Raw genomic sequence first — 15,772 nt, 5'->3', positions numbered from 1 at the left:
TCTTTATACGCAAAATTTGCAAAGGGAGTGGGCCGAATGAACAAGTGCTGGGCATGCGAAGCTTAACACGTAATCAAAAGCAACTCCCTCAGGACGGGGAGAGGACCAGCGGCTGGCGTGACAAAACCACGAACCGGCATCAGGCATGAACCCGATTTTCGACCTGAACCTGAAAACTGTCGAAGAACTGATCAGACAGCTTGCGAGCAAATCCATCGATCAGACGACTTCCGAGCTGCGCAATCTTTCCGCCGACCTGCGCATTCACGGTGAAACTGAGTTCCGTCGTTTCGCCGACGTCAACAAGCGACACTCTGGCGTTGCCATTCGCGAAACCGGCCATGCCACCCTTGCCTTCGCCGCTGATGACATAGCCTTCCGGCGGGTTGACGTCGGACAAGCGAACATTCGCGCGAAAGGTAGCCTGCACCGGTCCGATTTTCTGCTTTACGATCGCTTCAAACCCTTCCTCGGCGTTTCCCGAGAGTTCTTCACATCCAGGAATACAGACGCGCAAAACTTCAGGATCGTTGAGACATACCCAGACAAGATCCCGATTTGCGGGAATGGCGCGAGTGCCATTTAATTCCATGATCTTTCTTCCTAAGAGTTTGATTGCAGAAAACTTCGGTTACTGAGCGCTCGTGTTTATCGTCGACTTACGGTCATCTTATCATCCGCGAACTCAAATCGTTTTTGAGAGAGCGTGATCAGATTGAGAGAGTTCAGACTTGGGATGAAAAATCGCGCGGCGAGGATCTACGTCGTAGTGTTGGGCATAAGCTGTAGCGTCTTGCGCTAGTTGGGTGACGGAGTTCAGGATGTAGTCCGCCTTATCGTCGGAAAGCAGGACGCTAAAGTTAAGACGGACAAAGCCCGGCTTGCGAATTTCATCTCCTTCAGCAATTGCGCGCCGCAGATCTGCGGACTCGTCCTCGTCAATCCTGAGCAATCGGTGAACATATGGTCCAGCGCATGCGCATCCACCTCGCGCCTGGATGCCGAACCGGTCGCTCAGCATGCGCGTGATCAGTTGTTGATGGATGTAGCCGCCTTTGCCGTCTCTGATCCGGAACGAGAAAATTGGCAGACTTTCAGCTTGTCGATGGCCGAGAAGCTCGATGCGCTCGCTTACGCCCCAGGCTGCTAAGGCCCGCGCACGCAAATCCGCGTTCCGCTTGGTGATTGCGTCGATGCCGATAGCTTCCTTTACGAGAAAAGCCAGGGCCGCACGAATATCCCCAACAACGTTTGGCGTTCCGCTTTCCTCGCGCACTTCGAGACTATCGCTGTAGTCCTGAGCAGTCGGCGTCACGAACTTGACAGTGCCGCCGCCCGGCCACGTCGGCTTCTCGGTCACCACCGCGTCCTTGCGGACAATCAGGATGCCTGATGCCGCTGGTCCTCCGATGAACTTATGGGGAGAGATGACGACGGCATCGATTGCAGCGTCATTGGCTGGCTGCATGTTGATCGGCAAATATGGTCCTGCACCAGCGTAGTCCCACACAATTTTTGCATTCTTGGCTTTTGCCATTCGCGTAATTCCGGCTACGTCGGACACGATCCCGGTGACGTTGGATGCCGCGGAAAACGCACAAAGGACTGGGCGATCGTCCGCGACAATCAGCGCTGCATGGAGTTGATCCCAATCTGGCCCACCCGTCGCTGCCTCCGCGATCTCGACAATCTCAGCGCCGCTTTCTCGCCAAGGCAGAATATTCGAATGGTGCTCGTAAGGGCCAATGATCACGCGCGGCACGACACCATGCGTCACGTGCTCACGTATCCCAAACAAACTCACTAGACGGTTCAATCCAGCTGTGGCGCCTGAACCAGCAAAAATGACGGCGTAACGGCTGTCAGCGTTACAGCATTCAGCGATCGCCGCTCGCGCCGCCCTGCGAAATCGAGTCATCAGCCCGCCACAGAACGAGGCCTCAGTGTGACTGTTGGCGTAAAAGGGGAGTATCTTGTCAATTACGAAACGCTCAACCAATGCGAGGGCTCGACCAGATGCAACGTAGTCAGCATAGATGAGCGGTTTTGCTCCGAATGGACCCAGAATTTCGGCATCCCTGCCGATCAATTCTGACGCAAGGAAATTTAGCCTATCCGGGCGGGCCAGATCCTTTTTGAAGGACGAAAAAAAATCCTCTGTAGAATTAGGAATGTCCGCTGTGTGTCCCATGTGGTTCCCTCGGACGGCTCTCGGCGACCAACTGAACTGCGCAACGAGAGAGCCAATTCGGTAGTTCGCATTGCTGCGTTTCTAGGCGGGCGTCGCCGGTATCTTGCGACAAACTTCGAGCATGTGATCCACCCGGACGAACTTACGTCGCGGTGCGCCCATCAGTGCCGCAGCTACCTCGGCGGCTTCGATGGCCTTCCAGTCATCGAAGTCGGTCCATCGCAAGCTTCTCTCTTGGAATAGCTTTTCGAGTCCCGAAAACCCCGTCCGGCCGGAAGCATCGACTTCAGCGATGATCTTTTTTGCGATCTCTTCGCCATCGATACGATTGGTACCTATCTTTCCGGAAGGACCGCGCTTTAGCCAGCCAACGACATAGAGCCCCGGCGCAACTCTTCCGGCATCACTCTGCAGGCGATTGTCTGTCCCCCGGAGATTCACACCGAGCATTGGGGACGGCCTGTATCCAATTGCATAGACGACAAGGCTGCAGGGTATCTCGAAGATCTCGCCGGTGCCTTCGACTGCTTCGCCGACAACGCGCGTGCGCTCGAAACGCACTGCCTCGACACGGTCGTCGCCGAGCACTTGAACTGGGCGGGCGTTGAACTGAAATCGTAATCTGCGCGCGCGCGACATTGAATCGGCCTGCGCGAAAGCCTTGAAGCATTCGAGGTTCTTGTTCTTTAACCTGCGATCCCGCAGCGAAAACTCTTCGCCGATCGTTTCCGGAAGTTCAGCGGCGTCCGCGAGCGCTACAGTCGTTTGAAGTTCTCCCAGTTCTTGCAGCTCGGCTGTTGTGAACTTGGCCTCGACAGGGCCTCTTCGCCCAACAATGTGAACGTCAGACAAGTCTGCTACAGAGAGTCGCTGAAGGGCATGATGTGCGATGTCACTGTTTGCCAGTTCGTCGGGCGACTTCGACAGAACGCGAGCAATATCGATCGCAACGTTGCCGTTACCGATGACAACCACGCCACCGCCGTCGAGACGGGGATTGAGTTCGGCGAAATCCGGATGGCCATTATACCAACCCACGAATTGCGCGGCACCGTACACCTCCGGAAGATTGTCGCCAGGAATGCCGAGCGGTGCATCGAGGGGCGCGCCGCACGCAAGGACCACTCCGTCGTAGAAACGACGCAACTCGTCGAGCGAAACGTCACCGCCAATCTCGACATTTCCGACGAAACGTATGTTATCCAGCCGCGCAATTCGCTCGAACGTGTTTTGAATGGACTTTGTCGTCTGATGGTCTGGTGCGACACCGGACCGGATTAGCCCATAGGGCGTCGGCAGCCGCTCGATCAAAGTGATCTCGCAATCGGGACATGCCGCGGCAAGCGCCTCCGCCGCGTAAAATCCTGCAGGCCCCGCGCCGACAATGGCAATCTTCAATCCAGAAGCCGCATTCTGTTGGAGCATCAAATCTCTCTCGCGAATCCGCAAACTAATATGGGTCTGGAAGTTAGATCGGGATGGGACAGCGCTCACAGCGGACGTCCAGCGTCTTGACGTGCGCAACAAATTCCGCTGCCCTAGCGATGGTCACGTCAAGCACGGCCTTTCCGATTGCGGCTGTCGCCGAGGCTGGATTTGAATATGTCCCTTGCCCGCCAGTCCGATTGTAGAATTCCTCGGCGGTCGGCTGGACAAACGCCACACTTTGATCGAGCGGCGGATCCATCGGCGTATTACTGGCGAAGACCGCGAGAGGATGATCTGGCAGCGCTATAATCTCATCGGTCTTCACCAGATCGGGATGGGCATGCATCATGAATGAGGTTTCGACATTTCCCGCGTGATGCGAAGCATCGCGCGCGTTCCCCGCCGCCTCACATACTTCCTTACGGGCTATGAGATGCGTATCGATGATCGCGACGAAAGCGCCAGTCTTGAAGCGTAACTTGGCCATTGCGACCTGAAGCGGTGGGAGGTTCGCAACGCGGTTGCCGTTGACGAAAATGATCTTTCGGAAGCCATGAGAGATCAGACTTTCAGCGATGTCTATCGCGACTTGCATCAGCGTTTCAGGACGCAGCGTGATTCCACCGGGATATGCGAGATGATGCGGAGACCAGCCAAAATGCATCGGCGGCGCAACGAGGACACCTTCCTTCTTCGCAACAGCTTCGGACACATCGCTGGCCCAAGCGGTGTCGACCAAGAGCGGCGTATGCCTACCGTGCTGCTCCGTGGCGCCAATCGGAACCAACGCTACATCCTGATCTTCAAGATAAGCCTCTATGTCCGGCCATCGCAGCTCGTGTAGCCATACGCTTTTCATGTCTCATTCCTGGATAGAAGTTGCATCGCGTGTTTAAGGGGCCGCGGGGTCCGGATCGAATTCCGTCTCCAATTTGTTCTCGACCTCGATCCAATCCTCAGCGTCGTCGGGCACAACAGTCGGCTTACGTATGTTCGGCCAAAGAGCAGCGTACTTCCGATTGAATTCGACCCATTTTTCCGCACCCGGAGCGGTATCGCGCACGATTGCTTCAGCGGGACACTCCGGCTCACAGGCTCCGCAATCTATGCATTCCGCAGGATTGATCACGAGCATGTTCTTGCCTTCGTAAAAGCAAGTGGCCGGACACGATTGCAGGCAATCCTGAAACTTGCATCTGATGCACGATTCCGTAACGACGAAAGTCATGAGATAATCCCGACGCGATATTGGCGCATTGTTCAGCGCTGCTTCATCAAGGTCGACAGATGTTCTTTCGACGGCAGGATGTCTGTTACGAGATCTCGGATCACCGTTTTGTTTTCCAGCGGCTCGACCTTGACGCCCTTTATCGGAAGCTTCGCGGTGCATGCGTATTCGACCTGACCGTTGATCATCACCGAGCATTCCTTGCAGGCGTTTGCGTTGATGCAGCTGTAACGCACCGCGAGCGTCGGATCCTCATTCGCTCGAATCCAGAGAAGCGCATCGAGCACCGACATTCCTTCGATGAAGGGGACAGTAAAATCCTGCTGATATAGGCCGTTTTCTTCAGTGCCGCGCGTGATCGATATGGTGACGTTGGTTGTCATCAGACTGACTTGCTCACAATGTGGTCGCGAGAACCTGCTGCGTTAAAGGAACCCAGCGAGAGCTGACGACCCCCTCCTCGATGCGCAAAACCTGATTGCGCTTGTAGTCATCTTTCGTCTCGGGATAATCGAGACGCTGATGCGCACCGCGACTTTCCTTGCGGTTGAGCGCAGCAAGCGTGATTGCCTCGGCGATCTGGAGAGAATTACGCAGCTCGAACCATTCTTCGACGGTGGTGTTGAACACCATCCCGGAGCTGAGGGGGATGTCACCAAGACCGGCGCGCATTTCGGACAGCCGCTGCAATGCCTCGGAGAGCGAGGCTTCGGTGCGCATGAGGCCAACCTTCTTCCACATCAACTCCTGGAGTTCGCTCCACAGCGCGGAAGTACCTGCCTTTATTGTCTTCGCCGTGTTGTTGGCGCGCTCGTTCACGGACTCGATCAAGGAAATGATCGGCTGCGCGGCTTCTTCTGACCAAACGACGCTCGCGCCTTCGATGAACTGGGCTGCGAACCGTCCGGCTCTTTCGCCGAAAACCAGTGCCTCCGGCAGGGCATTGCCGGACAGCCTATTTGCGCCATTCGGTCCACCAACGGCTTCGCCGGCGCCGTAAAGTCCGAGACAGCCTGTCTCCATCTTCTCATTCACTCGAATGCCGCCCATGTGATAATGAGCGATAGGAGCTACTTCGATAGGCTGCTTTGTGAGATCAATGCCGTTCTTTGCAAGCAATTCGATCGCTGGACCGAACGCCGCGCGCAATTTTTCTTCTGGAACGTGCATGAAACTGAGGTAGGCGCCGCCCGCAGGAGAGCCTCGTCCCGCCTCGTTTTCTTTCACGATGGCGTAGGCGGTGATATCACGCGGCGACGTATAGTTGCCACGATCGACCACTCCGTAGGTCTCCAGGAACTCCTCCATTCGACCGTTGAGCAGTCGTCCTCCGAGCTTGTAGCGGAAGGGATCCCACATGATCGGGTCCATTCCGACGAGCCTCGGCGCCAGATGGCCTATCGGGAAAAATTGCGGAAACTCCATATCGATCAGCTCGGCGCCTGCCCTTAGCGCGATCGCGTATGCGTCGCCGCCCATATTTGCTGAGGCGCTGTTGCGCTGAAAAAGCTTTGTCAGGCCTCCCGCTGCCATGACAGTTGCCTTCGCCGCGATCGTAACGATCGCCCCATCGTCGGCATGCACACCTACTGCACCTATGACGCGTCCGTCGCTCACAACGAGATCTCGAATCGACAGTCCGCTAACGCGCTTAACCGCCTTCACTCGCGAGACTTGGGTGCGAAGCGTCTGGGCTATAGCAGGGCCGGTATTGAGAAAGTCGACGTAAACGCAGCGACGTACGCTGTGTCCCGGCGCCATGACACCGGCGATGCGACCGTCGGCATCGCGCGCCCAGCCAACATTCCAGCCGTCGAGCTCACGGATCCGATCTGGCGCCTCGCGGCACAAGATCTCCGAAAGCACCTCGTTGCACACACCACGCCCGGCTTTCAACGTATCTTCGAGATGCTTCTTCCAGTCGTCCGGCTCTTGTTCGCCCAATGCTGCGGCCACGGTCATTTGAGCCATGATCGTCGCGCCGCCTCGCCCGATTAAACTTTTGTCGACGAGAAGTACGGATGCGCCGCCTCGCGCTGCCGCCATCGCCGCGGTCATGCCCGCAGCACCTGCACCTATGACGAGAACGTCGGATTCAAGATGGGGCATCAAGACCTCAAAGCAATCTGAATATGCAATGTTATCTTCGTCATTCTGACATGTCAATCGCGGGACGCGCGCCGGAACCAACACGATATTTCAATGGACCTGATCTGTTATGTCAGCTTAATTATTCAGTAAGCACGGGAATCAATCCGCGAGAAGAAATCCTGGAAACGTTCAGAACCGATCAATGAAAACGGACCCACGCCGTCGGAGCCTCAGCGAGCGGGCCTTCGATCAGATCAAGAGAGATATTGTCTGGTGCGAACTCGCGCCCGGCGAAGAAATCAGCGAAGCTAAACTTTCTGCGATTTATAATCTCGGCAAAGCGCCGATCCGTCATGCGCTCTCGAAACTTACCCAAGACGGCTACGTCATTGCCGTGCCGCGAAGCGGACATGTCATCGCGCCGGTCACCTTGCAGTCGGTCAAGGAGATCTTTGATTTTCGCCTTCTTCTCGAGCCTGAAATCATGGAAAGGGCTTGCGGCAACGTCGATGCGCAACGACTGCGTAAGCTAAATGCAGAATGCACTCGCGGCTACACTCCCGGCGATAGAGCGAGCGAAAGCGCTTTCATGACTGCGAACTACAATTTTCACATGGAGATTGCGCGCTGCTGCGGCAATTCTCGTATGACCGCGGCGCTGTCGCAAACGATGGAGGAAATGACGCGCCTGCTTCACCTCGGCTTCGTCATGCGGGAGCGGCCGAAGGAGATGCGAAGCGAGCACAAAAGCCTCATCGATGCCCTGGTCAAAAACGATAAGGCTCTAGCAAGGCAGATTACAGTGACCCACATTCAAACCGTTCGCGCACTGGTCATCGAAGGGATACTGAACCATACGAACTTGAACGGGACCAATATAGCGCTCGTCCGAGGTCGCTAGATCGGCTTAGCGTCAGATAGGGAAGCTTTTTGAGCGTCCATCGTCGATGGTCATTCGTCCCGAGGAAAATCATCCGGGGTCGATCAGACATCCCCATGGTGGGGCCAAGCGCACCTCACCTTATCTCATAAGGAGGAACTCGACGATCACGACAGCGATAAGCAATGCGGAAATGCTCTTCCAAAAAAGAACCGGATTGCGCCTCAACAGCGGCACCGCATTTCGTGGCGGCAATACATTCAGCATCCCTGTTTCAAGCTGGTAGATCAACTCTTCCACGTCTGCAAAGCGGTCGTCTCGGCGCAGGGAAATGGCTTTCATGATTGCGGCCTCCAATCGCGCCGGCATCTCAGGACGGTACTGGGAAGCGGGAATGGGTGGACCAAAAAGAGGCGTAGTAAATGGTGCAGTCTCTCCATACGGATAATGCCCCGTGAAGAGGCGATAGATCGTGACGCCCAAAGAAAATTGGTCGGAGATGGCATCGCCAAGCTCTCCTTTGAAGAGTTCGGGAGCCATATAACTTGCGGTTCCGGGCACTTCCTTCTCGGGAAGCTCTTTAAAATTTGGTACGCGTGCGATGCCGAGGTCGATGAGTTTGAGCCCTCCGTCACTCGTCAAAATGACGTTTCCAGGCTTGATATCGCGATGTGCGATGCCACGGCGGTGAAGCGAGGCAACGCCGCGGGATAATTTTAGTGCGATCGCAACCGCATCGCGGAGGGGCACCTGTTCTTCGGAAATTTTAGTCTCGAGGCTTTCGCCCGCATAGAAGGGCATCGCAATATAGAGCCGGCTTTGACTGCCTTCGGGCAAAGCTAGAGTCCGTCCCACATAGGGACTTTCGACTTGCCGCCCAAGAAAGCCTTCGCGCAGGAAGGCAAGCCTTGCACCATCCTCCGACAGCAACATCGTTTTTGGAAATTTCAAGACGATCCGATTTTCCCGATCTCTAGCGACGAAGATACGAGCGTACGCCGCGTCGGAGAGAAGATGTTCGAGACGGTAGCCGTCGATTGTTTCTCCTTCTTCCGGAGGCGGCAGAAGCGCGAGGCTATCCATTTCCGCCGCCAACGCATCAAAATCAACCGATGGCAGCGCAATGAAATCGACGACCAATGCGGTCACATTGTCCTGCGATCCGGCAGCGAGCGCTGCGGCTGTAATCGCATCCGCGTCAGCCTGGGAACTTTTTCGAGCGCAAAGCAATCGAGCGATCTCTTGCTGCGTGAGGACCCCGTGTACGCCGTCGCTCGTGAGGAGGAGCCGATCGTGATCGTCAAGTGACTGCCGAATGAAGTCTAGCCGCAACACCGGTTCAAGCCCCAGCGCGCGCAACAGAACTGCCCTATCATCGCTACTGATCGAAACATGATCTTCGGTCAAGAGCGCCAACGCAGCACCACGCAAATGCCAAGCCCGACTATCGCCGATATGCAAAACAAGTGCCTCTCGACCGCGAAGGACGACGCCCGTGAAGGTCGTTGCGGCGCCCTTCATAGTGGGTGTTCGAGCCTGAGCGTTCAGCCATCGATTGAAGCCATCCATGGTCTTTGTCGCCGCCGAAGCCACACTGCCCAGAGGATTTTGCGAACGATACCCATCGAAGAAATTTTGGACTGCAAGTTCGGCTGCGATACGGCCGCCTTTGCTGCCGCCGACGCCATCGGCGAGAGCCACGAGCACGCCCTGAAGTGCACGCTCCTCCTCAGAACCGAGATCGGCAGCGGCAAAATCCTGATTATCGAGGCGGGCACCGCAGTGGCTGGAGAAACCTATGCTGACCTCTATGCTCGTGCGGCGCGCCATCACAATTTCCCAATTAACGTTTCGTTTCGGCGAGTGCCGCACCCAATCGCGCTGTCGCGGCGGCCAGTTCCTTGACGTCGAGGCTCGCAAAACCCAACCGAAGCGCGCCGACCGCTTGTCCGGAGGACGAGAATGCATCCGGCATTTGAATATGGAGCTGCTTCTCCCGGCACCTCGCGACCAGACGCTTCAAGTCAATGCCATCAAAGCGAACCCAAAAGGCGAGACCACCGTCAGGCACGTTAAATCTTGCTCGCCCTCGAAGTACCGCATTCAGCCCGTCAGCAAACTTCGCCCGCCGCTCGATATAATGGCGAAGCATTTTGCGCGTGTGGCGATGGATTTCGCCCGCTTCGATCAGCTCCGTGATTGCTGCCTCCATCGCCGGATCGCCCTGCCGGTCGATCATCATGACTTCTCCTGCCATCCGATCGATAAGTGACTTCGGCGCACAAACGTATCCGAGCCGCAAACTTGGGCTCAGGAGCTTCGAAAGCGAGCCGACATAAATGACATGCCCGGCGGTATCGAAGCTTGCCAGCGGCAGCATCGGTTGATGGCTGAAATGAAATTCATGCTCATAGTCATCTTCGATGATCGCGAAGCCGAACTGAGCCGCCAACAGAATAAGCCGCATCCGCCGCTCGGGCGTCATGCAAACGGTCGTTGGAAAGTGGTGGTGCGGCGTCACGTAGACCGCGCGCACACGCTTCCTGCGGCACACCCGCTCAAGATCCTCGACATTGATGCCATCGTCATCAACATGAACCGTCGCGATTTCCGCGCCCACGCGCCGAAACGCTTCTCGAGCGGGCGGATAGCTCAACGTCTCAACGACGACCGTATCTCCAGGGTTAATGAGCGTCTGCGCTGCGAGAAAAATGCCCATCTGACTTCCTCGCGTCAGACAGATGTTGTCGGCGCCGGCAGCCAAGCCCCGGTCCGCCGTCAACATCGCCGCGAGCGCAGATCTAAGGCCCTCCGATCCGCGCGGATCGCCATAGCCCAACCGGCGGAGTTGCAGTGTCGAGCGCAAGCCGTTTCTGTAGGCGCGCGCTACGGCCTCGATTGGCACGTGACGTATTTCGGGTGCGCCGTCATTGAAGCTTAGCCATTTCGATGGCGGCAGATCGGCAGCAAGCGTGACCTCAGGCCGCGAGAGCTTGAAAGATGGCTCCAGCGGAATGGTTCTGGAGCGCGACCGCTTGTCAACGCTGACATTTTCCAGTTGCGGAAGATTTTCCGCGACGAATGTTCCACGACGCGTTTGCGTCGAAACCCAGCCTTGCGCCTCTAGCTCGGCGTAGGCGTCCATCACAGTTTTTCGATTGATACCCAGCGTCTCACCGAGTTCACGGCTTCCTGGCAATGGGAACCCCGGCGCGAGCCTTCCGCGTCTCACGTCCTCGATGACTGCGTGAACAATCTGTTGAGAGACGGATTTCTTTCCCCGCGTGAGAGCTAGAGAGAGGTGCCAGGGGCGCAACATTCTGGTCCACTCGCTTTTTAAGATCTGGCTGTGTTGATAGGGCCAGTTGCTAGCATATCCTTTTCGCAGATGCAGCAGGAAAGAGCCGAATTACGGGCCGCGAGAAAACGCGCGGCACCGAACGATGCCCCTCGCGCTCAACAGGAGATATGGGATGCAAACCACCAACCAGCTGAAGTCGAACTGCCTCAGCTTCACGGAACTATTGGCCCAAGCTGTGGCCTTGATTTCACCCACCATGACGGCAGCGCTAATCATTCCCGTCATGTACTCGAACACCGGCGACTGGAGTTGGCTGTCCTATGCTCTTGGCACGGTCATGCTGCTGTTCGTCGCCTTCAATCTCAATCAGTTCGCGCGCCGATCGACAGGCTCTGGTTCGATGTACGCTTACATCTGCCGCGGCCTTGGCCTTAATGCTGGCGCCGTCGGGGGATGGTCGCTGCTCTGGGCGTACATGGGCATCACCACCGCAGGTGTGACAGGCTTCACGATCTTCTCGGGCAAACTTCTGGCGATGGCTGGAATCAGTGCGCCGCCGCTGCTGCTTTCCGCCGTTTGCGTCGCCACCGCCTGGTTCCTGGCATGGAAGAACGTGCAGCTTTCGGCGATCATGATGCTCGTCTGCGAAGGCGCCTCGATGGCCCTGATCGGCTTGCTCTGCTTCATTGTCCTCTTCCGGCATCACTTTGCAATCGACAGCGCTCAGTTCGCGACGTCGACCTTCCCAGCATCTAGCATGGGCCTCGGCGTGGTAGTGGCGATCTTCAGCCTTGTCGGCTTCGAGTGTGCAACGGCTTTTGGCGATGAAGCCAAAGATCCGCTGAAAACGATCCCTCGCGCGGTCGTCATGAGCTTGCTGATTTCCGGCGCCTTCTTTGTCTTCGTGACCTATGTCATGGTCCTCGGAACGCGTGGATACTCTACGTCTCTTGATAAACTCGATGCGCCGCTGAACGTTCTCGCCAATCTCGCACACGTCGGCATTCTTCAAGTTCCGCTTTCTCTGGGCGCGATGATCAGCTTCTTCGCGCTCGCACTATCCTGCCTCAATGCCGGATCACGCATCCTCTACACAATGGGCCGTCACGGCATCCTCCCGCCCGTTACCGCGACGTCGCACAAAACGAATGAAACACCGCATGTGGCCGTAACCGTGCTCGCTGCGATAGCCTTTCTCATCCCGATCGCGGCGACGGCTGGCGGAATCGCGATGCTTGATCTCTTTAACTATGCGGGCACCTGCGCAGCGTTTGGCTTCCTCGTCCCGTACGCGTTGATAACGATCGCTGCACCCGTCTATCTGAAAGCCATCGGCCAACTTCAAACGAAAGATGTGGCAGTTTGTATAGTCGCGTTGATGCTGCTCGCGATCCCGACTGTCGGAAGTGTCTATCCTGTGCCGGCCGCGCCCGTAGACAGCTTCCCCTATCTCTTCCTCGCATATCTCGCGATCGGCCTCGTCTGGATCCTGGCCTTCCACCGCCGCAAACCCTCGGCCGCTGCAGATATCATCAGCGACCTCAAGAGCAGTCATGACCGCTTCGTTCCTGGGAGCGGCCCGGCCCTCAATGCTCCCTGACGCCGACGTGAGAGGCCGAGCCACCGGCCTCTCTCACTTTACCGCGCGATCAAAGGAGAGAAATAAATGTCCGATACACTTACACTTTCAAAAAGCGAGTTGGTCTCGATAGCCCACCAAAGAATGGGCACCGAACTGGCCGATGGCGATTACTCGACGAGGCAAAAGCTCGCGCTTACCTGCCGCATTCTTTTTGACGGCGGCCACGATTTAGGCCTTGCTGGCCAGATCACTGCCCGAGCCGAGGAGCCCGGCACTTATTACACACAGCCCTTCGGGCACGGCTTCGACGAGATCACCGAAGACAATCTTCTTCGGGTCAATGAGAATCTCGAGACCGTCGACGGTCGAGGGATGCCAAATCCAGCCAATCGGTTCCATACCTGGATTTATCGCGAGCATCCGCGCATCAACTGCATCATCCACACGCACCCGTTCTATTGCTCCGCGCTTTCCATGCTCGAAATTCCTTTGGCTATTTCGCACATGGATACGTGTCCGCTCTATGAGGACTGCGCGTTTCTCGAGAAGTGGCCGGGTATCCCTGTGGGTAATGAAGAAGGGATCATCATATCGGGAGCGTTGGGGGAAAAGCGCGCCATCTTGCTTTCTCACCATGGAATGCTCGTTACCGGCTCCACAGTCGAGGAAGCTTGTGTGCTCGCGTTGCTGATGGAGCGAGCAGCAAAGCTTCAGCTAACTGCCATGCCAGTCTCGGACATCAAGCCTGTCCCCGAGCTTTTGGCCCGCGAGGCGCATGACTGGATTTCGACGCCCAAGCGCTATTCCGTCGCTTTCAACTATTACGTCCGCCGCGCCCTCAAGAGTCACGCGGACGCCATCCGAGACGCAGCCTAAATCACCGTCAAAAAGAGGTTCATCATGACACCGAAATTTAAGGGCATCATCGCTTATCCGATTACGCCTTTCACGAGCAATGAAGGCATCGACGTTGCGGCGCTCAAGGCATCGATCGACATGATGATCGCCGATGGCGTGCACGCGATTGCGCCATTGGGGAGCACCGGCGAAAGTGCCTATCTCAACGACGGTGAATGGGACGAGACGGCTGAGACGGCGATCAATCAGGTGGGAAAGAGAGTTCCGGTTGTTGTCGGCATTTCCGATCTTACGACGCGCAACGCCGTCCGCCGGGCGAAATTTGCCGAGCAAGCGGGCGCCGACGCGGTGATGGTGCTTCCGATTTCCTATTGGAAGCTCAACGAGCAAGAGATCTTCGCGCATTACGCCGCGATTGCGCAGAGCATCAACATACCGATCATGCTTTACAACAATCCAGCGACCAGCGGCATCGATATGCGGCCGCACTTTATCGCGAAAATGGTGAAGGAGATCGACAATATCACGATGGTCAAAGAAAGCACCGGCGACATCCAACGGATGCATCAGCTCTACAAGCTCTCCGACGGTCAGATCCCATTTTACAATGGTAGTAATCCGCTTGCGTTCGAAGCTTTCGTTGCCGGAGCTACCGGTTGGTGTACCGCGGCACCCAATCTCATTCCAAAGCTCAATATCGAACTTTTCAGTGCGATAGAGGCGGGCGATCTCCTGGGCGCGCGCAAGGTGTTTTACGACCAGTTGCCGTTGCTTGAGTTTATTGTCGGCAACGGAGGGTTGCCGCCGACGATCAAAGCGGGCCTCAAGATCAAAGGTCTCGATGCAGGCAAGCCGAGGAGCCCGTTGAAGCCTCTTTCGGACGAAAACGTAGCGATCCTTTCGAATCTCATGCGCACGCTCAGCGCCGAGCCTTACAAGGCGGCGGCGTAGGCGGCTGAGTTTGTGAGAAAGATCCGACGATCGAAAAACTCATCATCATCGGCAACGGCATGGCGCCGGGGCGGATGCTCGAGCATTTGCTCGAAGCCGCGCAGGATCGTTATGCCGTGACGAAGACCGTTACCTCGGATCACGGCATTATCGAGTCCTATGATAAACTTGTCATTGCGACGGGCTCATCGCCATTCGTCCTGCCGGCGCCAGGGAATGATCTTGCCGGCGTTCTGAGCTACCGCGATCTCTATGTGATGTTGACGCGATGCCCTTCCCAACGCACGCACGCCATGATGCGCGTTGGCACGGCGGAGATCCGCAGGTGTGACGTCTAAAAAGATCGAACCGCGGAGCAAAAGAGCCCAGCCTTTTATCGAGCTTCTTTTGCTGAATTTCTAACTATTGAGCGGACGCCTGCTTATCGGGCGGCCAGACTTGCGCTTCAATTCACTACCTCGATGGCATGGGCGACTCGGGTTTCGGTGCAGCCGTGGTCAACACGGTCGTTCGCTCTGGTTATGTCAATGCGTGCGCGAACTTGGGTAAGCTTCTCACGAACCTGAAGTTCTCCGCTCGCCATGAAAGGCGCGATGATGGAGCCCGTCCTCAAAAGCGGCGCCGATCCGAAAGCTACGGCGCGCGCCTAGCTCAAGAAAAATCCCGATACCGTCACCCCGTGGCTTTCTGGAGTCACGGCCTTCGATGGTGGAGATGCAAGCGCCGTTTGGATGCAGCCTCGGTGCTGCGCTGAGACGATCCTCGACAGAGATGAAGCAATTGCGATTTGCGGCGCGGGCTAAGGTTTCCAATCGCAGTGAGACCCTCGTCGGCAATATGTCGAGTCATTCAGGTGGCGTATGCTTTCGAGACAGGGACGAGGCGCCTTGAGCCAACGCAACCGTCCGATGACATGATATCCCCCTGCTCTGGATCGCGACGACAGGAGCATCAGAAGGTGTGAACTTATGAGGAAATTCACCGCCTGTCCTAATGAGACCATTGAGATAACGCCGTTGGACCAAATTCAGACATACGAGATCATAGTCGCTTATGCTCTATCTCGATCGTGCCTATCCCGCTCTGCCGCTTAGGGGCGAGACTACTGCCCAAGCGGGCGCAATTATGCAGGCAACATGTACAGCAGTCCTACGCCGACTGTGCCCTCAAACCATTGAGTAGTCCGGCGGTAAGTAATGGCACCCGACTGCGTCAATGTTGACTGAAAGGGCCGAAAAGCTCCCCCTAGACTTTGCATGCAG

General features: G+C 56.5%; 13 protein-coding genes and 1 pseudogene. 5 read left to right on the top strand and 9 right to left on the bottom strand.

The window, feature by feature from the left end:
* Positions 1–139: 139 nt before the first annotated feature.
* The 7 genes from HYPMC_RS01090 to HYPMC_RS01060 all read right to left on the bottom strand — a co-directional run bounded on the left by HYPMC_RS01090 (position 140) and on the right by HYPMC_RS01060 (position 6,956).
* Positions 140–592 carry a CoxG family protein gene (locus tag HYPMC_RS01090; protein ID WP_013945894.1) on the bottom strand — a complete coding sequence of 151 codons (453 nt, stop codon included), beginning with the start codon at positions 590–592 and terminating at the stop codon, positions 140–142.
* 93 nt (positions 593–685) lie between these two features.
* Positions 686–2,191 carry an aminotransferase class V-fold PLP-dependent enzyme gene (locus HYPMC_RS01085; protein ID WP_013945893.1) on the bottom strand — a complete coding sequence of 502 codons (1,506 nt, stop codon included), beginning with the start codon at positions 2,189–2,191 and terminating at the stop codon, positions 686–688.
* Positions 2,192–2,272: 81 nt separating this feature from the next.
* Entirely contained in the window at positions 2,273–3,616 is a 1,344-nt protein-coding gene (locus tag HYPMC_RS01080; RefSeq protein ID WP_013945892.1) for an FAD-dependent oxidoreductase, read from the bottom strand.
* 43 nt (positions 3,617–3,659) lie between these two features.
* The gene (locus HYPMC_RS01075) at positions 3,660–4,478 is read right to left on the bottom strand and encodes a creatininase family protein (RefSeq protein WP_013945891.1); all 819 of its coding nucleotides are present in this window, start codon (positions 4,476–4,478) and stop codon (positions 3,660–3,662) included.
* Between the two features lie 33 nt (positions 4,479–4,511).
* Positions 4,512–4,847, bottom strand: coding sequence for a ferredoxin FdxA (gene fdxA / locus HYPMC_RS01070; protein ID WP_013945890.1), 336 nt, complete (start codon positions 4,845–4,847; stop codon positions 4,512–4,514).
* A gap of 32 nt (positions 4,848–4,879) precedes the next feature.
* Positions 4,880–5,230 (bottom strand): 2Fe-2S iron-sulfur cluster-binding protein, encoded by a 351-nt coding sequence (locus tag HYPMC_RS01065; protein ID WP_013945889.1) that lies wholly within the window; start codon positions 5,228–5,230, stop codon positions 4,880–4,882.
* Between the two features lie 13 nt (positions 5,231–5,243).
* Complete coding sequence (locus HYPMC_RS01060) at positions 5,244–6,956, bottom strand: FAD-binding protein (RefSeq protein WP_013945888.1); 1,713 nt, start codon at positions 6,954–6,956, stop codon at positions 5,244–5,246.
* A 184-nt stretch (positions 6,957–7,140) separates the two neighbouring features.
* Between HYPMC_RS01060 and HYPMC_RS01055 the strand changes: the two genes are divergently transcribed.
* Positions 7,141–7,839, top strand: coding sequence for a GntR family transcriptional regulator (locus HYPMC_RS01055; protein WP_013945887.1), 699 nt, complete (start codon positions 7,141–7,143; stop codon positions 7,837–7,839).
* A gap of 120 nt (positions 7,840–7,959) precedes the next feature.
* Here HYPMC_RS01055 and HYPMC_RS01050 read toward each other — a convergent pair whose 3' ends face one another.
* Together HYPMC_RS01050 and HYPMC_RS01045 are read right to left on the bottom strand one after the other, a co-directional pair.
* Positions 7,960–9,648, bottom strand: a complete 1,689-nt coding sequence (locus HYPMC_RS01050) for a bifunctional protein-serine/threonine kinase/phosphatase (RefSeq protein WP_013945886.1) — start codon at positions 9,646–9,648, stop codon at positions 7,960–7,962.
* A gap of 13 nt (positions 9,649–9,661) precedes the next feature.
* A complete protein-coding gene (locus HYPMC_RS01045; protein ID WP_013945885.1) occupies positions 9,662–11,137 on the bottom strand; it encodes a PLP-dependent aminotransferase family protein in 1,476 nt (491 codons plus the stop codon).
* A 154-nt stretch (positions 11,138–11,291) separates the two neighbouring features.
* On the opposite strand from HYPMC_RS01045, the gene HYPMC_RS01040 reads away from it, so the two are divergent.
* The 4 genes and pseudogenes from HYPMC_RS01040 to HYPMC_RS01025 form a co-directional block, all read left to right on the top strand.
* Positions 11,292–12,719, top strand: coding sequence for an APC family permease (locus HYPMC_RS01040; RefSeq protein ID WP_013945884.1), 1,428 nt, complete (start codon positions 11,292–11,294; stop codon positions 12,717–12,719).
* 66 nt (positions 12,720–12,785) lie between these two features.
* Positions 12,786–13,577 (top strand): aldolase, encoded by a 792-nt coding sequence (locus HYPMC_RS01035; RefSeq protein WP_013945883.1) that lies wholly within the window; start codon positions 12,786–12,788, stop codon positions 13,575–13,577.
* A 24-nt stretch (positions 13,578–13,601) separates the two neighbouring features.
* Positions 13,602–14,510 (top strand): dihydrodipicolinate synthase family protein, encoded by a 909-nt coding sequence (locus tag HYPMC_RS01030; protein ID WP_013945882.1) that lies wholly within the window; start codon positions 13,602–13,604, stop codon positions 14,508–14,510.
* A gap of 59 nt (positions 14,511–14,569) precedes the next feature.
* Positions 14,570–14,761: pseudogene (locus tag HYPMC_RS01025) on the top strand (hypothetical protein); the annotation flags it as partial.
* Positions 14,762–15,772 lie beyond the last annotated feature (1,011 nt).

This window comes from Hyphomicrobium sp. MC1, assembly GCF_000253295.1.
GTDB lineage: Bacteria > Pseudomonadota > Alphaproteobacteria > Rhizobiales > Hyphomicrobiaceae > Hyphomicrobium_B.
Note: the sequence above shows the minus strand (reverse complement) of the source record. Positions and strands in the feature narration are given on the sequence as shown.